Source organism: Bacillus salipaludis, assembly GCF_004358205.1.
In genome coordinates this window covers 177,167-199,931 of record NZ_SMYO01000004.1, presented here as the reverse complement: position 1 = coordinate 199,931, position 22,765 = coordinate 177,167, and the positions used below count along the sequence as shown (strand labels likewise).

General features: G+C 36.2%; 15 protein-coding genes and 2 pseudogenes. 3 read left to right on the top strand and 14 right to left on the bottom strand.

Annotation, left to right across the window (positions count from 1 at the left end):
* Positions 1-4: 4 nt before the first annotated feature.
* A complete protein-coding gene (locus tag E2K98_RS09060) occupies positions 5-637 on the top strand; it encodes a YigZ family protein (protein WP_133333932.1) in 633 nt (210 codons plus the stop codon).
* A gap of 188 nt (positions 638-825) precedes the next feature.
* Positions 826-1,836 (top strand): LCP family protein, encoded by a 1,011-nt coding sequence (locus E2K98_RS09055; protein ID WP_133333931.1) that lies wholly within the window; start codon positions 826-828, stop codon positions 1,834-1,836.
* A 321-nt stretch (positions 1,837-2,157) separates the two neighbouring features.
* Here E2K98_RS09055 and E2K98_RS09050 read toward each other — a convergent pair whose 3' ends face one another.
* The 3 genes from E2K98_RS09050 to E2K98_RS09040 all read right to left on the bottom strand — a co-directional run bounded on the left by E2K98_RS09050 (position 2,158) and on the right by E2K98_RS09040 (position 5,679).
* Positions 2,158-3,210 (bottom strand): glycosyltransferase family 4 protein, encoded by a 1,053-nt coding sequence (locus E2K98_RS09050; RefSeq protein WP_133333930.1) that lies wholly within the window; start codon positions 3,208-3,210, stop codon positions 2,158-2,160.
* 194 nt (positions 3,211-3,404) lie between these two features.
* Positions 3,405-4,511, bottom strand: a complete 1,107-nt coding sequence (locus tag E2K98_RS09045) for a glycosyltransferase (protein ID WP_133333929.1) — start codon at positions 4,509-4,511, stop codon at positions 3,405-3,407.
* Positions 4,512-4,956: 445 nt separating this feature from the next.
* A complete protein-coding gene (locus E2K98_RS09040; protein WP_133333928.1) occupies positions 4,957-5,679 on the bottom strand; it encodes a WecB/TagA/CpsF family glycosyltransferase in 723 nt (240 codons plus the stop codon).
* A gap of 98 nt (positions 5,680-5,777) precedes the next feature.
* Between E2K98_RS09040 and murJ the strand changes: the two genes are divergently transcribed.
* A complete protein-coding gene (gene murJ / locus E2K98_RS09035) occupies positions 5,778-7,301 on the top strand; it encodes a murein biosynthesis integral membrane protein MurJ (protein ID WP_165976228.1) in 1,524 nt (507 codons plus the stop codon).
* Positions 7,302-7,328: 27 nt separating this feature from the next.
* Here the strand turns inward: murJ and E2K98_RS09030 are convergent, their stop codons facing one another.
* From E2K98_RS09030 to E2K98_RS08980, 11 genes and pseudogenes are all read right to left on the bottom strand, one after another.
* Complete coding sequence (locus E2K98_RS09030) at positions 7,329-8,642, bottom strand: O-antigen ligase family protein (RefSeq protein WP_165976227.1); 1,314 nt, start codon at positions 8,640-8,642, stop codon at positions 7,329-7,331.
* Between the two features lie 122 nt (positions 8,643-8,764).
* Positions 8,765-9,550, bottom strand: a pseudogene (gene tagH, locus E2K98_RS09025) (teichoic acids export ABC transporter ATP-binding subunit TagH); the annotation flags it as partial.
* 17 nt (positions 9,551-9,567) lie between these two features.
* On the bottom strand, positions 9,568-10,398 hold the full coding sequence (locus E2K98_RS09020) for an ABC transporter permease (protein ID WP_133333924.1): 831 nt from the start codon (positions 10,396-10,398) through the stop codon (positions 9,568-9,570).
* A 119-nt stretch (positions 10,399-10,517) separates the two neighbouring features.
* Positions 10,518-11,717, bottom strand: coding sequence for a CDP-glycerol glycerophosphotransferase family protein (locus E2K98_RS09015; RefSeq protein ID WP_133333923.1), 1,200 nt, complete (start codon positions 11,715-11,717; stop codon positions 10,518-10,520).
* Complete coding sequence (gene tagD / locus E2K98_RS09010) at positions 11,710-12,108, bottom strand: glycerol-3-phosphate cytidylyltransferase (protein WP_133333922.1); 399 nt, start codon at positions 12,106-12,108, stop codon at positions 11,710-11,712. Before tagD ends, E2K98_RS09015 begins: the two co-directional genes overlap by 8 nt.
* A 233-nt stretch (positions 12,109-12,341) precedes the next feature.
* On the bottom strand, positions 12,342-12,656 hold the full coding sequence (locus E2K98_RS09005; RefSeq protein ID WP_165976226.1) for an SH3 domain-containing protein: 315 nt from the start codon (positions 12,654-12,656) through the stop codon (positions 12,342-12,344).
* A gap of 63 nt (positions 12,657-12,719) precedes the next feature.
* Positions 12,720-15,218 (bottom strand): SH3 domain-containing protein, encoded by a 2,499-nt coding sequence (locus E2K98_RS09000; RefSeq protein ID WP_133333920.1) that lies wholly within the window; start codon positions 15,216-15,218, stop codon positions 12,720-12,722.
* Positions 15,219-15,446: 228 nt separating this feature from the next.
* Positions 15,447-16,646 (bottom strand): annotated as a pseudogene (locus E2K98_RS08995) (CDP-glycerol glycerophosphotransferase family protein); the annotation flags it as partial.
* A gap of 66 nt (positions 16,647-16,712) precedes the next feature.
* The gene (gene galU, locus E2K98_RS08990) at positions 16,713-17,597 is read right to left on the bottom strand and encodes a UTP--glucose-1-phosphate uridylyltransferase GalU (RefSeq protein ID WP_133333918.1); all 885 of its coding nucleotides are present in this window, start codon (positions 17,595-17,597) and stop codon (positions 16,713-16,715) included.
* A gap of 81 nt (positions 17,598-17,678) precedes the next feature.
* Entirely contained in the window at positions 17,679-21,056 is a 3,378-nt protein-coding gene (locus E2K98_RS08985; RefSeq protein ID WP_133333917.1) for a CDP-glycerol glycerophosphotransferase family protein, read from the bottom strand.
* 529 nt (positions 21,057-21,585) lie between these two features.
* The gene (locus E2K98_RS08980) at positions 21,586-22,752 is read right to left on the bottom strand and encodes a glycosyltransferase family 4 protein (protein ID WP_133333916.1); all 1,167 of its coding nucleotides are present in this window, start codon (positions 22,750-22,752) and stop codon (positions 21,586-21,588) included.
* Positions 22,753-22,765: the final 13 nt, after the last annotated feature.

The following is a 22,765-nucleotide window of genomic DNA, read 5'->3' as shown; positions in this document are numbered from 1 at the left end:
ACCTATGCTATCCCGCTACTATACGGTAAAAGAGTCCGGAGAACATGAAATTGTTATTCAAAAATCCCGTTTTATTGCCCATATAAAAAGAGTTGAAACGGAAGCAGCTGCACAGGATTTTATTCAGACGATTAAGAAAAACCATTGGGATGCAACTCATAATTGTTCCGCCTATCTAATTGGCCAAAACGATCAAATACAAAAAGCCAATGATGATGGCGAACCCAGTGGCACGGCTGGTGTTCCAATCCTCGAAGTATTAAAGAAAAAGAATTTGAAGGATACAGCGGTTGTCGTCACCCGTTATTTTGGAGGAATTAAATTGGGAGCCGGCGGACTGATTCGTGCGTATGGAAAAGCAACTTCAGAAGGAATTGCAGCAACTGGTGTGGTTGAGCGGAAATTAATGAAAGTCATCCATGTTACTGTCGATTATACATGGCTTGGTAAATTGGAAAATGAACTGCGTTCTTCTGTTTATACGCTCAAAGAAATTCATTATTTAGATACAGTAGATTTTGAAGTTTTTGTTGAAGAAGGCGAAATTGAGCAATTCAGCACTTGGATAACAGAAATGACCAATGGACAAGCTAAAATTAGTGAAGGGGAAATACTTTACCTGGAGGAAGATATTTAAACGGCTGACCATTGCTGGATTGGCCTTTTTTCATCTAAAGTACATCTTTTTACAAATTCCAACAATATACAACATTAAATTTACGATTTACAAAAAATTTCATTTTACCAATCTCCTAAAATATTATAGAATTAATCATGGTTCTGTATGTTTTCATACAGTATTTTACAATGAAAAGGAGATCATCTATGTCTGCAAATAGACAAGACCGTATAAATAAAAAATCTAAGAAGAAAAGAAAAAGACTTTTAGCCTGGATCTTATTACCTATATTAGTCATTGGACTGGGCGGTGCAGCTTATGCCACTTTCCTTTATAACAAAGCAGAATCGGTAATGAATAAATCATATAAGCCGATTGATCGGGAATCAAAACGTGTATTTAAAAATGTGCCAGTAGAAAACACTTCGATCCTTTTTATTGGAGTCGATGACAGCAGTAAACGGAAAGAAGGAAACCCTCGTTCGGATGCTTTGATGGTAGCAACTTTTAACAAAAAAGATAAATCCATTAAGCTACTAAGCATCCCGCGTGATTCTTATGTTTATATTCCAGAAAAGAATATCTACACAAAAATCACTCATGCACATGCCTATGGCGGGGTAAAGCTTACACTTGATACCGTTGAAGAATTACTTGATATGCCAATCAATTATTATGTAAAAATGAATTTCAATGCGTTTATGGATATCATTAATGCCCTAGGCGGAATTGATGTTAATGTTCCATATACCTTTACGGAACAAGATTCTCAGGATCATAAGGGTGCCATTACCTTACAAAAAGGAATGCAACATCTTAACGGGGAACAAGCATTGGCTCTAGCAAGAACAAGACATTATGACAGCGATATTTATCGTGGAAAACGACAACAGGAAATTATGAAGTCGATTCTCTCACAAGCAACTTCTGTTAAAAATGTAACCAGTTATTCAAAGGTAATCGATGCAGTTGGTAAAAATATGACAACGGATTTAACATTTGATCAAATGATATCGTTTCTAAACTATATTAAAGCAGGCGGTTTAGATACTGAGTCACTTACCTTAAAAGGTTCAGATTCACGGATTAGTGGGATTTATTATTATCGATTAGATCAAGCCTCATTAGATGAAACAAAGTTAATCTTGAAAAACCATCTATTAGGAAAAACTACTACGTCTTCAAGTGAAAGTGATTCGACTGGAACAAGTCAATAATAAAAAGACCCCGGCTGAAGAAATCAGCCGGGGTCTTTTCTCAGAAAAAAGTGCGCTTTATATTATTAAAGAAAATTCTTCTGTTTCCTCCTTGAAAAGTGTCTCCTATCAGCTCCATTGGGGACAATATACTCTCCTTGACCATAAAAAGTGTCTCCTCTATCAGCTCTATTGGCGACAAAACCTTCTCTTGGTCCGTAAAAAGTGTCTCCTTAAGCTTCATTGGCGATAGACTATATCTCCTTTTTTATACTATGACTCCAATCAGATCGCACAAGATATAATCCAAAAATAAAAAGGACCCACTCAAAGGTCCTTTCATTATTGACGATTTCTTGCTAATACCTGGACAATTTTGAGTAAGGGTTTATAATTTGCATTGATTAAGCCAATGCTTTCAACAATCAATTCAATTGCCAACAAAATGATAATCAGCATTAAAATTGATCCCCATACTGTTGTCATCGTAAAGATCACTGCAGCTAAGCCGAACATCGCACTCATGGCATAAATCAACAATACCGTTTGTCGGTGAGTAAAGCCCAATTTAAGTAAGCAATGATGTAAATGGGATTTATCCGGAGCCGATAACGGATTTTTATTGTAAAGGCGACGCACAATTGCAAAGAATGTATCCGAAATGGGAACACCTAAAATAATGACAGGAACAACAAAGGAGATAAACGCTACGTTTTTAAAACCTAATAAGGAAAGAACGGCGATCATATACCCAAGGAAAAGAGCTCCTGTATCTCCCATGAAAATCTTCGCGGGATGAAAATTGAAAATAAGAAATCCTAATGTACTTGCTAATAATATAGCACCCATTGTCATAACGTACGGATCTCCCATGACAATCGCCATTGCGGAAATCGTGATTAATGCAATTGATGAAACACCAGCTGCTAAACCATCAAGTCCATCAATCAGATTGATTGCATTGGTAACACCGACAATCCAAATGACGGTAATCGGTACGCTCATGGCACCAAAATATAAGTTCCCGCCGAATGGTAAGTTAATAAAATCAACATGGACACCGCCCCAATAAACAACAATGAGGGCTGCTGAAATTTGTAACAAAAACTTTATTTTTGCTGATAATTCATAGATATCGTCTAATATACCAGCAGCTAATATGATCACACTCCCAACCACAATGGCTGCGTGATACTGACTGTCTGGATGCATGAGGAGAAGCCCAAGAATGAAGCTTACATATATCGCCAAACCGCCCAATCGCGGCATAATCTTCAGGTGGACTTTTCGTTGGTTCGGGTTGTCTGTTGCTCCTACCTTAAAGGCCAATTTTTTAACAATCGGTGTGATAAGAATGGAGCATAAAAAACATAATAAAAAGGTCAAATAAAGCATAAAGACCCTCCTTATGAATATAATGCCCCTTTCTGAATTTTAGAACCAAGGCATATTTTTCTATTTGATACAACGTGTATATTATAGCACATAGATTTTAGTTTGGTCTAAAAAAATCATATTGTAAAAATAATGTCAAAAAACCAATTTTTTGAGCGATTTTTGTAACATAGGGTCCATAATGGATTCTTTTTTTATCCAAGATTTTTATATACAGTAAGGACGCTATTACGAAAATTTTCAATGGTGAATTGTGTGGAAGCATGGTTGTAAAGATTCAAACCAATTTCTCTTAGCTTACCCTTTTCACGGAAATGAATGGCTTCTTTTATTGCATGGAGCATTGGTTGTTTTTGATTAACCGGAACAATCCAGCCAAACTCTTTCGAAGGGATTAATTCACGAACACCGCCTACATCGGAGGTGATAATGGGTTTTTTAGCCCGAGCCGCCTCTAGCAAAACAAGTGGAAAGCTTTCACTAAAGGAAGCAAGTAATTTAACATCACAGATTTCGTATAAAGCATGAACATCCTGACGTTGGCCTAAAAAAAGAATATGGTTCTCAATTCCCAGCCGTGAAACAAGCTGTTTTAGTTCTGTTTCTAAGCTGCCTGTACCCACAACAAGCAATTTGACATTGTCATGCAGAAGGCTTAATTCCTTGATAACCTGAAACACTGTAGAATGTCCTTTTACCGGGCATAATCTAGCAACCATAATGATTAAGAAGTCATTGTCCACGAGGTTTAATTCAAAACGCGAGATCTTTTCTGTCCAAAAGGTTTTTTTAAAATCAATACCATTAAAAATGGGGGTAATTTTATTTTCATCAATACCTTCAGCGACTAATAAATTTTTGAATCGTTCGGAAATGGCTAAAAAATGATCTGGTTTTTTTAATGCCCATAAATGAAGTGCGGTAAACATCACACCTTGCAATCCCCGGCCCAGAAAGTCATGTCGTGGGTTGCTATGGAGAGTAGTGATCCAACGTAAGGCTTGCCTTTTTCTTTTTAAAAAGCATCCGTAAAAATTAGCCCGCGGTCCATGGGTGTGAACAATATCAATCATTTCTTGGTCAATTAACGATATGATTTTTTTTAGAAGCGTAAGATCCCATTTTGATTTTTGGTGAAAAAGTACAACTTTAATTCCTTTATCGATTGCTTTCTCGTACATAGGACCCTCTTCAAAAAGTCCTAAAATGATTTCGGTTTCTTGATTGTTTTCAAGCAAATCAAGAATATGAACCATTCCCCCGCCGGTTTCCACCCCGGCATTTAAATGAAGCACCTTCACCCTTCTCACCTTCTGGTTCAATAAATTGACGACTTTTTTCGATAAAAAGTTTCATCTATTATTGTTTATTACCATAATGGCGGAAAATCATGTACGTTAGATTTATCCAATGGGGTAAAGGGCATTAAGGTTCGTTAAAATTCGGGTGTTTCAAAGAGGGTTTTTTACTATTGAGCCGAAAGAACAGTATGCTTTTCTTTGTTATCCTTTTGTCCTTCCAGAACCTTTGGTAGGACAGCTCCCTCGTCGGTCTAGCTGGTTTTGTCCTTCCAGCACGTTTGGTAAGACGGCTTCCTCGTTGGTCAAACTGGTTTTGTCCTTCCAGAACCTTTGGTAGGACAGCTCCCTCGTCGGTCTAGCAGGTTTTGTCCTTCTAGCACCTTTGGTAGGGCCCTTTGTCAGCACTCATAATAAACTTAGTCGTAAAATGCATTCCCAGCCCCAATTACCTTTTCACCTTCAAAATCTCCACCAAAAACCTTGGTAAAGCAAGCATTCTTCTCCAACGGGATGGCTGTTTTGCGAGCCGGTAAAACCATTCCAGGTTTAACTTTTGCCAAACAACAGGGGCACGCTTAACCTCCCCTGCAAGGACATCAATGCTGCCGCCAACTCCCATAAAAATACCCTTTGAAAATGTCGCGTAATGAGATGAAATCCACTTTTCCTGCCGCGGAAAGCCTAATGCCACGAATACAATATCCACATTGGCTGCTTTGATTTCGTCAGCAATCTTGTCCTCTTTCCCTTTAAAATACCCATTATGGGAGCCGGCCATCACTAAATGAGGATATTGCTCGCAGATATTAGCAACTGCCTTCTTATTCGTTTCCTCCTTGCCGCCCAATAGGTAAATACGCCATCGATTCTGATTCGCTAAATCCAAAAGCCGTACGGTTAAATCATAGCCTGTCACCCGTTCCTGAATCGGCGTATTCAAGATTTTAGCAGCTAAAATAATACCGGACCCATCCGGAACGATATAATCGGCCTCTTGGACGATTTTCCGATACTCATCGTTTTCTCTTGCATACATCACAATCTCTGGATTTGCAGTTACGACGAATGTTTTAATGCCCTTAGCAATTCGCTCAGAAAGCAATTCAACAACTTCATTAAATCCTTTATTTAAAAAATTTATTCCCAATATATTAACGTTATTTTTCATATGGAATCCTCATTCTTTCATATCCTTACATATATCCTGCTACAATATTGACCATAATGGCTAATGAACCATTTGGCAAGTCAAAGACGGTGACTTTTATGAAAATGATTAAATCAGTTGGAATTATAACGTTAATTGCGATTGTCAGCAAGGTACTCGGGTTCGGCCGCGACCTATTGATGGCCGCTTATTTTGGCGCATCCACTGTTACTGACGCCTTTTTTGTTGCCTCGATTATTCCTGTCCTGCTGTTTGCCGCTGTCGGAATGGCGATTACCAGCGGAATTGCACCGATTTATGCTGAAGCAAAGGAAAAAGGCAAGAGGGAAGCTAGCAACATCATTAGCGTCTTGGCAACACTGTTTATCACCTTGTCCGTTTTTCTAACGTTCGTATTTTATTTAGTGACACCCTTTATGACAAAAATGATTGCGCCAGGCTTTAGCATCCAACAAGCTGAACTTACCATCCAACTAACAATGATTATGCTGCCGAGCTTTTGTTTCTTTGTCCTATCGGCGATCATGACCGGGATCCTTGAATATGAAAAAGTCTTTGCACCACCAGCGTTTATTGCGATACCACAAAATTTATTTGTAATCATTACAATCATATTTTTAACCAAACATTATGGGATTTACGGTGTCGCGGTTGCAACGCTTCTTGGTGCGGTCAGTCAATTTTTCATTCTTTTTCCTTTTATAAAAAAATATCAAGTTTTTTACGTTAATTTCGCCTTTAAAACCTATCAGAAACAAATCTTTAATACACTTAAATTATTTTCACCTATTATCATTGCCTCTGGGGCCTATCAAATAAATGCAGTGGTAGACCGAATGGTTGCATCCCGGCTTCCGGAGGGCAGCGTTTCGGCATTAAATTACGCCAATAAATTAATGTACCTGCCCCTTAGTATTCTCCTATTATCCCTGATTACCGTGATCTTTCCGTCGGTTGTAGATTCGGCTGTTAAAAAGGGGGGAGAGTTTGTACAGTGGGTATTCAAAGGAATTTCAATCATTACCTTTGCCGCAATTCCAATTGCTGTTGTGATGCTTGTCGAGAGCAAAATCCTAGTGGAACTGGCATTTAAGCGGGGGGCTTTTGATGATACAGCCGCAATGATGACAAAACAAGCTTTTTTCTTTTATACCTTTGGAATGATCTTTATGGCATTAAAGGAGTATTTGAACCGCTGTTTTGTCGCCTTAAAAGAAACAAAGGTGACGATGACATGCAGTATCCTTTCCGTTGCATTAAACATCGTTTTGAGCATTATTTTGGCTCATTTTATTGGCGTTGGCGGGATTGCTCTTGCCACCGCAATTGCCATGCTGTTTCAAACATTATTATTATTTTTCAGTCTTTCTAGGCATGTCCCAATTGAAAAAACCGCAAAGTTATCCTTTAGGAATGGCATGGGGAAATTACTCATCCTTTTTGGGATTGTCTTTATGGCTTCAAGGCTATCAGGGTTTATACTACCGATAACAAATCCAATTCTCCATCTAGTTCTCGTTACAATGATTACATTTGCTATATTTACAGCCTTTGCGCTTCTTCTAAAATCGCAAGAAATTCTCGGAGTGATTGCCATTGTAAAAAGGAGAAAACAAAAATAAAGGGAATCCGCTCCAATGCAGGTTCCCTTACAATCCCTTCTCTCCGCTCTGGTCCTTAAGAATCGTCATTAAATAAGCCAGCAGCAGTCCTAAATAGATACTTACCCCCGGGGCCGTTAAAACGTGTCCCGCGGTAAAAGCAATCCCTAATCCCAGAACGGCTCCTGCTGCGATTAATACATTTCTTATCGTACAGCTTTCCGGAAGATAACGCAGTGCATACCGTACCGTTTGCACCAGGATCCAAGCAAGCGGAATAAAGTATAAAATAAACCCGAACAATCCCAACGAATAAAACACATCATAGAAGTCCATTTCAATCAGCTTTGGTTGTTGCGGATAATTTCCCCCATACCCCATTCCAAACAGCTTTTGCGTAATGGGAGCTTCGCTAAAGTATTGTTTCTGTATGGATAGGAAATGTTCCCGCCCGCTTAGCACCAAATTTTCCATCTGGACAACGGGGGTCCCTGCGGTTCCAGGAGTCTCTGTTTTAACCTCATCCTGCGATTGATTCGATTCAACCAAATTCAAATGCATATTCATATTTCTAGCGATGGAGGAAAACGGAAAATAACAAGAGGTTCCAGCGAAGAGTAGCATGAGCAAAATTGGCCGTATCCAACCGGAACGATTTTTGACTACTCCAAACAGGGATATCAACAACGCCAAAAGCAAGACGATGACGATTGCTCCAAAACCAACCTTCGTCCCTAAGGCAAACAATGAGTATATGACAAGCAACACCGAAATCCAGGCCCAGTTTGTTTTTTGGAGGGCAGTCAACACCACTACTGGAAAACCCATCGCCAAGATCGCTCCGATTTCATTCCCGGCATAAAACCAGCCCACATGCCCTTCTTTTCCCCATGAATAGCTGTTAAACGCGGTACCGGTTAGGCCGGAAACAATCATGATTATGCCCATCAATGTTATCGCGATCACAATAGCATCAATCGTCTTATGCCTTCGGATTCCTCCTTCCCGACTAAAAAGAACAAAAGAAAAGAGTAGTGCCACATTAAAATAAACAAGTTTGACTATGTATTTAACTTCAACTGAAACCGAAAAGATGGGCTTCATGTGCTGATTGATAAGTAAATGAATAATGAAGAATCCAGCCAGCAACAGGAAGTAATTTCTCACCCTTTTCGAAAAAAACATTGCATACAACCCCATAAATACAAGAAAAGCCAAACGAATTAATAATCCCGTGGTAAAATCCTGTCCCCGCAGCCGAAGCGATAACGATGTTAAGAGATCAAGGATGGGCTGTAAAACAATATAAATAAACAAAACCAGATAAACCATAGACGTTTTTCGACTACGATTGATATTCAACGGCCCCTTTCCATATAAGTAATACATTTAATATTTACATTCATAAAAAGAAAAAAACCTAAAACGGAAGCTAATTCCAGCTAACCACTTTAGGTTTTTTTAAAAATTTATATTGTCGCAAGACCGCTTTGTTTCCTAATCGCATTAGCACGGAATTTTTTTTGTTCCTCCGGAGTCATGGCCTTATATTTCTTTAAAAACTTTTCATATTCGGAAATAACCTCTTTAACATTACCGAAATCCTTTATTTCTCCGTACTCCAGCCATAGCGATTTATCACAGAATTCCTTTATTTGTTTCATTGAGTGGCTGACAAAGAAAATCGTCTTGCCTTGCTCCTTAAATTCAAACATTTTATTCTTTGATTTTTCAGCAAAGGCCTGGTCACCTACCGATAATGCCTCATCCACAATGAGTATATCCGGATTTACTGTAACAGAGACGGCAAAGCCGAGACGGGACTTCATCCCACTTGAATATTTTTTTACTGGCTGATCAATAAATTTCCCAAGGTCCGCAAATTCGATAATTTGCGGTTCCAGCTCTTGAATCTCTTTCTTATTAAAGCCGAGCATTAAACATTTTAATTCAATATTTTCCCTGCCTGTCAATTGATTATCAAGACCAGACGAAATAGCAATGATAGAGGTTGTTCCATGAGATGTTATAGAACCGGAAGTTGGTGGAATTACACCTGCAATGATATTTGAAAGGGTGGATTTTCCTGACCCATTCACTCCAACAAGACCGATAACATCACCTTGATGTGCTGTGAAAGAGATATTCTGAAGTGCGTAAAAGTCCTCCCCGTAGCCGCCCGGTAAGATTACATCCAAAAGTTTTTCCTTTGGTGACTTATGCATTTTATACTTCTTATAAACATCCTTCACAATGACCGTTTCACTCATGAGATCACCCCTAATAATTACAAGAAATCAACAAAACGGTTTCTAAATTTAATATGCAATACAGAACCGAAAAGAAACAGTACAAGAACTAAAATCCAAAAATATAACGTGTATTGAGGATTTTCAATTCCATACCAACCAGTTCCAAGCAAGGAAGCCCTGTAACCTTCAACAATGTAATAAAGCGGATTTAATTTTAGTAAAAATGCATAATCCACTCCCTTTATCTCTAATCTATCAAAATGCACAAGGAGCGGTGTGATATAAAGAATCATCTTTAAAATAGACTGAACAATTTGCTGCACATCTCTTACAATTGTCGATAACGTGGATGTAATTAAACCAAGAGCCAATAAAAGGATTAAGGTTGCCAGCATAAAATAGGGAAGCTGGACAAAATAAACAGATATTTTATAAGGAGTAAATTGTAAAAAGATTGTTACAACCGCCACCAACATGAGATGGGTATAAAACCCTGCCATAATTACAAATGAAGGAATGGCACTCATCGGAAAGCTCATTTTCGAAATCAATTGGATTCTTGTATAAATGGAACGAGAAGAAGCTGAGATTGCAGGATTAACAAAAAACCAGACAATCATCCCCGTTAACATCCAAATAAAAAAAGGAACATCTATCCCATGACCCATGTCAACATATTTACCTTTTCGAACTCCTAATCCAAAAACAAACCAATAAATGGCAAGTTGAATCGATGGATTTAAAACTTCCCAAAATCTTCCGAGATAATTATTAGTGTTGGCGCTTTTCATTTCAAATGCTGATAATCGTAAAATCAGATATAAGGAGCTAATTTGTTCCTTAATAACAGTAATCATCGACTTCATTTAATTTGTCCTTCCTTTAACAATAATAACCTTGTTCATTATACATTAATTTCCCCAAATGGGCATTATAAAAACACATAGCTTCGAGCAATAATTGGACTCGAAGCTGGTTTTTATTTTTATTGTGCTCTTCGTTGTTGAATTTGCGCACCTTTTTCTTCAAATAAATAACGGATCAAATTCTGACTTGAGCGGCCATTGGAGTATTTGTTCCATTTTTCAGCATAATGGTCAACAACTTTTTGATCGAAGCGGTTATTTTGAACCAAATCAATGATCGAATCTGTGTCTTTTACAATCGGACCAGGAAGATTTTCTTCAAAGCCGTTTAAAACACCGCGGTCCTTTTTATATTTTTCTAAATCATAAGCGAAAAAAATAATCGGTTTTCGTAATAAGGAAAATTCAAATGGGATCGAAGAATAGTCTGTAATCAAATAATCAGCCAAAACAAGCAACTCATTGATATCATACTGACTGGAGGAGAAATCAACAACAAAGTCTGATTGTAATGCAGAAAAATCAACCGAGTTTCTAATCGCAGGGTGTAAACGTAAGGCTAAAATGTACTCATTTCCAAGTTCTTCGATCATCTTTTCTACGTTCAGTTGAAGCGAGAAATTCTCCAACTCATGGTCACGATAGGTTGGTGCATAAAGAATGACTTTTTTATCCTTTAAGACGCTATGCGTACGAGTAAGCTTTTGAATCGCCTTTTGCTTCTCTTTTTCGTTAAAAAAGAAATCTGTTCTTGGAACTCCAGTGGTTAAAATATTTTCTTTTTTAAGATTGAAGGATTTCATAAAAGTAGCTGCCATGACATCAGAACCGACAACGACTTTATCAAATTGCTGATAAACCTGTAAAAAACGTTGTTTTGCTCGTTTACTTCTGTTTTTAACAGACCCATCCTCAAGGCCAAATTTTTTAATCGCACCAGATGCATGCCATAGCTGAATACAAGTAACCTCTTCCTTAAATTTTACAGACGCAAGAAAGCCAAAATAGTTATCTATAAAAATATGTCGGGATGTCGCTAAATGATAAACAGACTTACACCATTGCAAAAAATTGTAGGTTTCAAATGGAACACGGGCAACATCATTATAGCCCTTAAATCGGGCGATACTTTTACCTTTACACAAGAAAACTACTTCATTTTGAATATTTTGGCGACGCATTTCCTCAAAGACATATTGGCTGTTATCACCAAAGCTGATAACAAAGGTGGTTTTGTCTTTAAGCGGCAACAGATTGAAAACTGAAAATACACACTTAAAGACAACCAAATAAAAAGAAATGGCTAGTTCCCTAACCATTTTTCACCATGTTTAAATCGTTTTTTATTTGTGAAGTAGAAATACCAATGGTTCTTGGTAAGTATATTACTTCACAATAGTCTTTAAGGAAATCAAATTTGCCCTTCCAATCGTCGCCCATGACGAAGATATCAACATTATGCTTAATAACGTCTTTAATTTTTTGATCCCAGTTGTTTTCAGGAATCACTTCATCAACAAAACGAATCGATTCTAAAATTAATTTTCTATTCTCATAGCTGTGGTATGCTTGTTTGTTTTTACCTTTGTTAAATTCATCTGTTGACAGGCCCACAATTAAATGATCACCTAGATCTTTTGCACGGCTCAATAAATTAATGTGTCCGAAGTGTAGTAAATCGAAAGTTCCGTATGTTAGTACCTTTTTCATTTATGTTACCTCCTATGAAAGAGTTATTTATCTATCAAAAAACTTCAATCATTTACAATAAAAACAACTTAAATTTACATAAAATTAACTTACCAACTCATTATAAGACTATCAATCTTAAATTTCAATGCATATCCATTATGTTCCACTAAAATACCAAAATAGAAGGAATCCCTATATAATCAAAAAGCTGACCACATCAATATATGATGCATGTCAGCTTTTTGATTATTTTAGTTCTTGTAAGATATAGGCTTTACTCGTCCAGCCAGTTTTTCCATTGGATAATTTAACTTTGAACCATTTCTTTGAGCTGTCCGTGATAATTTTTTTTCGTCATCCAATAATAATTGAACGTATTGGTTTAGATAAAGGTTTCCAATAATCCCCTCGGATGTGGAAGGACCTGAACGTACATTCAGTGATGATACGGCCACTCTGCCCAAATTCAGTACAGAAATACAGTCCTTATATACTGAAAAACGAATATTATCAAGCCAAAACTGAGTATTATTTACTAGCACTCTCACTTTCCCCATGTTTTTCATTTACTACACTCTTTGTAACATTCTATAAGTCTATTTTTTTATATAAACTGCAAGACTTTCATTTTATTTAAAATCTTTCGTATAAAGATAATTCGCACTAACCCAGCCAGTTGTACCACTAGCTAACATCACTTGATACCATCCCTTGGAAGAATCCATTGATAAGGTGCCATCCTTTTTCAAAACGATTTGCACAAAATCATTCAAGGATAAAGATGCAATTGGTGTATTGTTCGTCGACGCATCTGGACGGACATTTAATTTTACTGCAGTTACTCGGCCTAAATTTTGAACGGAAAGATAATCTGTATAGGAACTAAATTTAACATCATTCGTCCAATATTCCTCGCCATCAACCATAACTTTTAACCAGTAATCATTTGTTTTTTCCAGGACATTAAACGATGTACCTTTAGTAATTGTTTTTACAGCATCATTCATTCCTTTTTTACTATCTAGGACAAGGTTGCTGTTTGCGACCGCGAAAATATTAGCAGGGAAAATGTCACTACCTGCTGGGACGGCCGGTCTTGTTGGAAAAGAAGTATCTACACTTGCTTTTGTATAAAAAGTTTTATCGTAATGGAGGATATTTTCCATATGCTGAGCAACGGCTTTACCCCAGTTAGGATCGCTGGCATAGTAAAAGTTCATGCCTTTACTTGCTTCATCAATCCTGGTATTCGATAAGGTTTTCGTGCTAAAACCAAGATAGGCCCCATTATACTTCCAATTCGACGGATTTAAATAAGTAGCCTTAATTTCACGGGCAATATAGTCAATGCATAAATCAACATTTGCAAAACGATAAGCAGACATATATGGTGCTGCATCATAAGCCCCAAAGCCAAATAGGTTATTTTTCGCTATCGAAATAGGTGATGTCCCAAAAGCACTTTCATGAATCGCATGAGCGGCCAAGTATAAAACATTTACCCCATACTTTTTACCAGTGTCAATAAATACTTTCCCTTTCCCATGAAGAATGCTTGTCATACCCGTGTTTTTTTCGTAGCTCGCTATATAGTTGTCAATCTGACTTGGTGCTACAGTAGATTGTGTTCTCAAGTCAATGAATTGGTAACCATCTCGATTTCCCATTGGATCACCTGTAATTACTTGTTGAAGATAATTGCCATAAACGTATCCTGTTTTTTCATCGTATGAAACCTTATACCAGTCATCAGAAGTTTTGCTTGCCGGGACAACAATTGTTCCCTTTGGAATAACCCCGAGGCTCTTTGACTCTGTATCATTAGACTCCCTAAGATTTAACCCCGCCAAAACCAAATAGGTTGCCTTGGCAATTGGTACTTCACTTGGCTCTTCTTTTGCAGGCGGAAGGTCTTCAGCCTTTTGTATGTAGTTTCCAAAAATATAACCGGTCATCCCGTTATATGTAACTTTATACCAACCATTAGATGTTTTTGCGATAAGAGAAAGCTTTGCACCTTTTGGAATAGAAGATAACAAATCAGAAGCATCATCAGGTTTGACTCGTAAAACTGCATCTGTCAATGCAAGATAATCCCCAGCTTCATCCAGCTTTTCTTCGGATGGTAAGCTGTACTTTGTAAAATCCTTTGAATAAACAAAGCCGGATTTTCCATTAAAATTTACTGCAAACCAATCCCCAATTTGTTTACTGGTGGAAATAACCGTACCATTTGGAATTTGCGCTACTTTTGAAAAAGCCTTTCCAACCGAAGTATAAAGGTACGTCTCTTTATTGGACTGATAATTTGCGGCCTCTAAAGATTGTACCGAGACTAAATAAACATCCTTACTGTTCAGGTAAAGCGTCTTTCCATTAAAGGAAACCTTATACCAGGTTTCACCAATACTATTAATAACTTTACTAGTAATATAAAAGCCATTCCCTGCGGCAAGGCTGTAAAGTGCTTTTTTCTTAGTATCTGCACTTGGATAAAGGCTTACAGTCTTTGTTGTAAAATAATAAGCACCAGTTAGATTTGACGTTTTGTAATATTCTTTTAAGTATGTACCACTGACCCAGCCGGTAACTTTTACCGTTTTTCCGTTAGAAGTATATGTATAAACTACCTTATACCAGGTTCCATCTCTTTCTGTACTTGTGACGGCTTTCCCCTTAGGAATCGTACGTAAAACTTTATATTTCGTCCCTGCTCCCGAACGAAGGTTAAGGCTTGATGTTGTTTGATATGTCGTTTGTTTAAACTTGACTGTAGTCGTGTTCGTAACTGTAGTGGGAGCAACTTTCTTAAGATAAGATCCGCTTACCCAACCAATTTTCGTGACCTTTTTCCCTTTTGAGGTATATTGATACGAAACCTTAAACCAATTGCCTGTTTGTTCAGAAGCAGTAACAGTTTTAGATTTTGGGATTGTTGTCACAACCTTATTTTTCGTACCAGGCCCTGTCCTTAAGTTTAAATTCGCAGTTGTTTGATAGCTTATATTTGCTAGTTTCAATGTACTAGCGGCTTCCACATTACTCAAATTTTCCAGAGATAAAGGTCCCAAAGTTCCACTAAAAACTATACTTGTTGATAAAAGAGCAATTTTTCCAAGATTCTTCATTTTCCTACACCCCTATATATTTTTCCGCCTTTTTATCCAACCTTTTCTATTAAACAGCAATTTTCTACAATACTATTATTATCACTTATTCATAGCTGGTTTTAAATAGGATTTTGGAAAAACTTGCCCCAAAGTGAAAATTTAGGATGTAACATCTAATATATTCCTGAATTAGTACTATTCAGAAAAAAAAAAAGCCATCAAACAAGTCCGATGGCAAAAATCATTTTAGTTATTTTGCAAAATCACTTCTTTTACAACTCGTTCTGCAGCATGTCCGTCCTCTAAGTAACAGAATCGTTGATAAAACTCATTAAATTTTTCAGTTAACATTGCATCATTCTCAATATTTTTAATTTCTTCGATTAGTTCTTCTGTTGTTTCAACAAGCGGGCCTGGAGCTTTTTTCTCAAAGTCAAAGTAAAAACCTCTAATATCGTCTTTATATTCATCCAAATCATACGTAAAGAAAATCATCGGCCGCTTTAAGTTTGCATAATCAAAAAAGACAGATGAATAATCGGTGATAAGTAGGTCACTAATCAAATAAAGTTCCCGAATATCTTCATGCTTGGAGAAATCATAAGCAAACCCCTTATAAGCATCCAGGTTAAAGTTTTCAGCAACTAAATAATGCATACGTAGAATAACGATATATTCATTTCCTAACTCTTCTTTAAATTTATCCAAATCCAAATGTAAATCTAATTTATATTTTCCAACTTGATAGTATTGATTATCCCGCCAAGTCGGTGCATAAAGAATAATTTTTTTGTCTTCTGGAAGATGGTGTTCCTTCTTAAATTCACTTGCAATATCGTCACGATTTGGAAAATAAAAAATATCATTTCTTGGGTAACCGGACTCTATGACCTCTTTTTCAAATTTAAAGGCACGTTTGAAAATTTCCGTTGAATAACGATTGGGCGAAACTAAATAATCCCAATTCCGCGATTCATTATAAAAATTTTGTTTGTATTTCTCCGTGGTCGTTCCCGGCATTAATACTTCCTTCATATCATGAGCAAGTTTTTTTAAGGGTGTACCATGCCATGTTTGCAAGTAGATAGTATTCCTAGGTTTCGGAATCCATAACGGCATTCGGCTATTTGTCACCCAAAACCCCGCCCTCGCCATTAAAAACAACCATTTAATTGAAAAACGCCTGGCAAACGGGATCCCCTTATCAACAAATCCCTGTTGAAACCGGGGATCGACACTCCAAACTAATAGATATTCTGGATGATGCTTTTTTAAATACTCATAAATAGCCCTTGGGTTGTCGCTGTATTGCTTTCCAAGAAAGCTTTCAAATATAATTAAATTATTCCTTCTAGGAAAAATGGAAACGAGCAAAAATAAACTTTTATAAACCAATTTTGTTATGTGCATTTTTTTTATCGAAGATAACATAGAACCGCTCCTACCATAATTTAAAGAAAATTAAAATAGAAGGCTACTTATGTTATATAAGCAACCTTATTTAAGAAATTTCTATTGTTTTATTTTAGCTTGAGAATGGATAAGATTAACTAAGTATTCATACAATGGATCTTTAAGATCTTCTCTGCTTAAGGCTATTTCTAATGTTGTCTTAATAAAACCTAATTTCTCGCCTACATCAAACCTTGTTCCTTCAAAATCATAGGCAAAAACATTCTTGCTGCTATTCAATTTCTGAATCGCATCAGTTAACTGTATTTCTCCACCGGCCCCTGTTTCTTGATGTTCAAGAATATCAAAAATTTCATTAGTTAAAATATATCTTCCCATAATTGCGAGATTTGAAGGGGCTAAATGGACCGGGGGCTTTTCCACGAAATTTTTTACCTCGTACAATCTTCCATCCTGCCCAATAGGATCAACAATACCGTATCGATTGGTTTCTTCCTTTGGGATTCTTTGAACACCAATTACCGAACTTCCCACTTTTTCATAGACATCCATTAATTGTTTTAAACATGGCACATCCGCTTGGACGATATCATCGCCTAACAGGACTGCAAATGGTTCATCCCCAATGAATTTTCTTGCACACCAAATGGCATGTCCAAGCCCTTTGGGTTCTTTTTGCCGAATATAATGAATATCTACTTTTGCTGGTTCACGGACAAGTTCCAAGAGTTCAAATTTCTCTTTTTGAGCTAAATTTTCTTCAAGCTCAAACGCGTTATCAAAATGATCCTCAATCGCTCTTTTTCCTTTTCCGGTTACAATGATTATATCCTCTATCCCCGATTCAATTGCTTCTTCAACAATATATTGAATCGTCGGTTTATCCACAATTGGCAGCATTTCTTTTGGCATCGCTTTAGTAGCTGGCAAAAACCTTGTCCCAAGACCAGCCGCTGGAATGATTGCTTTTCTAACCTTTTTCATTAGTAAGTACCTCCTTATTTTATTCGGTAATGTTATAATTCCCGGCATACATTCTGTTGGAGCAGTACTCCTAATTATCCATTATTTTAAGACCTTATAAAAGGTATCCATTGCTTTTTTATTATATTCATCTGGGTTAAATTCATCCGGACGGTAATCCAATTCATTTTTAGCCATTTGTTTCAGTCCATTTTCAAGTCCTTCAATACTATTTTCAACTAATAATCCAAACCTTCCTTGCTCTAGTACTGTTCTATTGGCGACAATATCGGTTGCAATAATTTTCATTCCAAGTGTCATCGCCTCTAATAATACCATTGGTTGACCCTCATAGTGGGAGGATAGAACAAAGCAATCGCATTTTTTCAATAATTTAAACGGATTATCTAATTGTCCTACAAGGTAAACAGACTCTTCAAGATTTAGCTCTGTGATTAATGCTTGCAAGTCATTTCTTAATGGGCCCTCTCCTAAAATATAAAGCTTGGAATTTTTAAAGCCTCTATGAAAATGACCAAAAGCTTTAATCAAGTTATCCTGGGCTTTTTCCGGGGATAACCTTCCCATATTGATAAAATTATAATCACGCTTTGATGGTTCAGGGATTAATCCATTAGCTGTTTGAATTCCCTCAGCCTGTGTTGTTTCTACTTCAATAATTGGTTCTTCGATAAAAGTGAAAGCATTCATATCTAACCAGCCAATTGTTTTTCCTTTACTGGAAAACTGATAGAAAGTTCCTTTATCTGTTCGATTATTTTTTATAACATAAACTTCGCAAACCGACCATTCACTTGCATCCATGACCTGTTTACACCCTGCATTGGGATATGGTTTGCTCCAGACCACATATTTCTCCGGATTTGAAATAATTGCTTGCTTGTTTATATACTCCTCTTCCAAGGTTCGATCTTCTAAATGGGTAATAATTTCTTGATGTCTATTATAATTAAGCCTTCTATAATAATCTTTTTCTCTTTTTGAGTTAGACATATTCGTATAGTCGAATTCTTTAATGACTGACAATGCAGAAGAATCGATCCATCCGATTAATATTCCATTGATAGAAAACTGATTATATAAACCATGCTGTGTTTTAGCTTCTAAATCCACTTCAACATAGAGATTTTTAAAATCATAACTGGAAGATACTTTTTTAATTCCTTCTACACTATAAGGATGGGTCCAAATCCCATTTCCTCGAACATTCTTTAGAATGGCCACTTTGTTGACTGGTCTTTGGAATAGAATACTATCCGGAAGCAGTTCGAAGCATTCTTGATCAAGCCAGCCAATAATCCTGTCCTCTATTGTGAATTTGTAATAAATATTGGTTTCTCTATTTAATTCCCTTATAATGACTACTTCTTTATTTAGATAATCTTTTGCAGGAGACACCCTTCGAGCATCACTCAATACCTCTGGTCGGTTCCAAACAAAATGTTCTCCGGGATTATTTATAATCGCCCTTGATTTAAACGAAGCATTTTTTGGAACTTCTTCTCCTTCTAAGACTTCCTGTGTTTCGTTATTTTCATCGTTACTTAATCTTAGAATCTTTTCCGGATTAATTGAATTCATTACGTAATCAAATTTTGATTCGTCCGCAAATTCAATTAAATTCTTTTTATTCAGTTCCATTGTTCCCAATGAAACACTTACAAGCTTGTCAAATTGATGATAAACGGAAAAAAGCCCTCGTAAATTAATTCGATGTGGCCTGCGTCCGTTAATGGTACGTTCGCAATCGGATAATAAATCATTATGCATATAGCAGATTTTTTTCTTAGCATCGGAAATAAGTAGGTATTTTGCCCAGAATAAACTGTAGCCACTAAAATCGATGGCAAGGTCAAAGTTTGATCTACCAAAATATCTTTTAAACTCCCGTTTATATGCGTTTTTGGGATAAAGCATTTTCATGAAGGCTGTATACGCCCCTCTATTATGAACGAATTTATCCCGGTATACTTCGAAAAGACTATATACGGCAAGACCATGTCGAAATAAAAACCTTGCGTTCTTATTAACCTTAGAAATATTATTTAATGCTTCCTTTGAGTCAGGTGTTTTCATAAAAATACTCACATCATACCGATTAAAATCTATGTTATCCATCAGATTGATAAAGGAAGACGTGATGCCGTTATTCATCATCCCGCCAGGATAAATTAGGATTCTTTGTTTCCTAGTATCAAAGTTGTTCAGTATGTTTAATGAAGATATACTCTTACCAAAAATATAGTCAGCAATCCGTTTTGTTACACTTCCATCTTCATGGCCCGTAAACCTAACTTTTGCTTGGTTATAGACATCCTTAAATTCCATATTGACTTTGGTAATATTCTGAATAGCTGAACTTACTTCTTCAATCGTAAAAAGGGTAGGACCAGGTAATTCATCGTCTGACAAATAACGCCCTCTTTCTTCATTATAATCGTCATAATCCCAGACATAGAATAAAATCGGCTTATTGGTTACTAAAAAATCAAAAAAGATACTCGAGTAGTCGGTCATTAAGATATCCACTATATTTAATAACTCATTGGTGTCTATAAAATCGGGAATTAAAATATTTTTGATATCATCAAACATCTTTGCCTGCTGATATAAAAATGGATGGACTTTAATGAGTAAATTATACTTTTCTCCGACTTGATTCTTTAAATAGGTCATATCGGCAATGATTTGATACATATCATTCTTTGCTCTTGAGACATTCGTCCCCTTCCAAGTTGGAGCATAAAGAATCGTCTGTTTGTTTTGATCAAGCTCTAAACCTAATCCGCCTAAATAGGTTTTGAATGATTCAGGGTCCGTATTAAGTGTCAAATCAATCCTTGGATACCCTTCTTCGATAATTTCTCCGGAATAAATCCCCTTAAGCTTATAACTCTCGACAAACATATTGGTTGTATGTTCATTCGGGCTTAAAAGATAATCAGCACTTAAAAAGTTGCGAACAACATTCTGGGAATGAGCTGGATTTCCTGGTATATCAAATCCCATACTTTTTAATGGTGTTCCATGCCAAGTATTGATATATACCTGTTCACTTTTTGGAATAAAAAATGATTGAAAGGTAGAGTTGTTAATTAAATACTTACTGGTAGCCAAATATTTTAGGTATTCTTTAGAATTGCGTTTGACAAATTTCACATTATCCATTCCAGAATATTGGCTGATTACACTGTTTAATTCTTCAAAATTGCTAACGGACCAAATGTGCGTAAAATTTTTATAATCTGGGTTATTTAAAAGATATTTAAAAATAGCGTAAGGGCTATCTGTAACACTTTTTCCATCTCTGCTCTCGTATAAAATCGTATGATCCACTACATCTAATTTTTCATAACAACGGGTATATTGAACATTTCTACGATGATTTGCTTTTTTAAAATAGTTAAAAATGGGTTCTATAATAAATTTAATTCTTCTTCTAATAACTTTTTTATTCATAAATTGTAGCCCCTTTAGAGATACTTACTACTCAAGCTTCTTAAAAAGATTTTCACGTTTTCTAAATTCACATTTCAACAAATAGACTAAGTTAGCCCTCTTTTTAGAGGAAATAACAGATATTTTTTGAACTACAATCATTTCAACTTCACTATTTTACATTTATTGAGTGTTGGAGTCCACTCTTTCACCAGAGGATTACCATTAATTTTATATTAAAAAATACGCTTGTATAATTTAATATTTTCCTTAGTTCTAATAACAAAAAACCTATAATTGGGAGTAATGTGTACCCTTTGTAAAGGACATTTAACATATGGGTTATTAGAAAGGTTCTTGATTTCTTCTCTGTAAAAATCTTTTTACTCATAATTTCTCCGTCTCCAAGTTAGTTTCTCTAGTTATGATTTTGTAATTATACAAAAAAGTACCCCATAGGTAGACTTTTTTAAGTGTCTACTCTATAGGGTACTTTTTAAAATTCTATATAGGTTTTATCTCATCTTTTATAGGAACAAACACACTTTCTTTATACACTTTGGAAAACTTCATCGATAGTTTCTTTCCATATCTGACCTATTTGATCAATTTCATATCTTTTGACATTTATTAACCCATTTTTAGCAAAGTATTTCCTTTTCTCTTCGTTCCCCATAAGTTCAATTAAACCTTTTGCAAATTCTTCTACATTACCATCTTCTATTAGCAGGCCATCTTCATTATGAGAAATAATTTCACTTGGTCCCATTGGACAGTCAAAACTAACAACTGGTACACCACATTGCATAGCCTCGACAATGACCATCCCGAAACCTTCAAATCGCGAACTTAAAGCATAGATAGACGCTTTAGACAATTCAATATCAATATGCTGCGTAGGTCCCATAAGAAGTACATGGTTATAAAGTTTATTTTCCTCTATTAAACCCATGAGAAAATCTTTGTCACGTCCATAACCAAAAATTTTCAACTTCCAATCTGGATATTTTTCATGGACGATTTTAAATGCTTCGATTAATAAATCAAATCCTTTTTGTGGCACTAAACGTCCTGCGGCGATAATCGTCTTATATTCCAGCGAGGAAATAACACCCTGTAATTTAGGAATTGAATTTGTAATCTTTCTTACCTTTACCTTGTGATCTCTTCCCTCAAGAAGTCGTTTATAATCTTTTGTATCCTCATCCGTTAACGTCGCTAGATAATCCAAATGAATATAATTCTTTATGATTGCTTTTTTTAACCGGTCGGGATAAATGGAAAAGTTTAAATGCTCCTGGCCAATGATACGCACAGCTTTATTTCGATATTTACTCGCAAATATATTAAAACTCGGACGAGTTGTGATTAAAATACCTGAAGTAATTGTTTTTAAGTACTTATACATTTTTAAATCAGTTAGAAGTGAAAAGAAATGAATCGCTTCATCATCAGGGTGAATAAGCCTACTCTTCATTTTAGATAATTTCTCAATAATTGGAGATTTGTCCTTCCTATTCTTTCGATTGACCATATCGTGCAGTACATTAATAGTAATTCTCGGATCAATCGCAAAAAAAGGTTCTTGGCGGTAACGAAATACACTAATAATCTCAACATCGTAACCTGCTTGTGCTAAATAGTTCGTTACATTTAACACCGTTCTTACTGTTCCGCCCATTCCATAAATATCAAACACCAAAAAATATAGTTTCACAAAATGTTCTCCT

Bases quoted from the DNA above. Each gene is read 5' to 3' on its own strand.
- E2K98_RS09060 (WP_133333932.1), top strand. From the start codon at position 5: ATGCTATCCCGCTACTATACGGTAAAAGAGTCCGGAGAACATGAAATT.
- E2K98_RS09055 (WP_133333931.1), top strand. From the start codon at position 826: ATGTCTGCAAATAGACAAGACCGTATAAATAAAAAATCTAAGAAGAAA.
- E2K98_RS09050 (WP_133333930.1), bottom strand. From the start codon at position 3,210: ATGCTTTATTTGACCTTTTTATTATGTTTTTTATGCTCCATTCTTATC.
- E2K98_RS09040 (WP_133333928.1), bottom strand. From the start codon at position 5,679: ATGAAAAATAACGTTAATATATTGGGAATAAATTTTTTAAATAAAGGA.
- murJ (WP_165976228.1), top strand. From the start codon at position 5,778: ATGAAAATGATTAAATCAGTTGGAATTATAACGTTAATTGCGATTGTC.
- E2K98_RS09020 (WP_133333924.1), bottom strand. From the start codon at position 10,398: ATGAAGTCGATGATTACTGTTATTAAGGAACAAATTAGCTCCTTATAT.
- E2K98_RS09015 (WP_133333923.1), bottom strand. From the start codon at position 11,717: ATGGTTAGGGAACTAGCCATTTCTTTTTATTTGGTTGTCTTTAAGTGT.
- tagD (WP_133333922.1), bottom strand. From the start codon at position 12,108: ATGAAAAAGGTACTAACATACGGAACTTTCGATTTACTACACTTCGGA.
- E2K98_RS09005 (WP_165976226.1), bottom strand. From the start codon at position 12,656: ATGAAAAACATGGGGAAAGTGAGAGTGCTAGTAAATAATACTCAGTTT.
- E2K98_RS09000 (WP_133333920.1), bottom strand. From the start codon at position 15,218: ATGAAGAATCTTGGAAAAATTGCTCTTTTATCAACAAGTATAGTTTTT.
- galU (WP_133333918.1), bottom strand. From the start codon at position 17,597: ATGAAAAAGGTTAGAAAAGCAATCATTCCAGCGGCTGGTCTTGGGACA.
- E2K98_RS08985 (WP_133333917.1), bottom strand. From the start codon at position 21,056: ATGAATAAAAAAGTTATTAGAAGAAGAATTAAATTTATTATAGAACCC.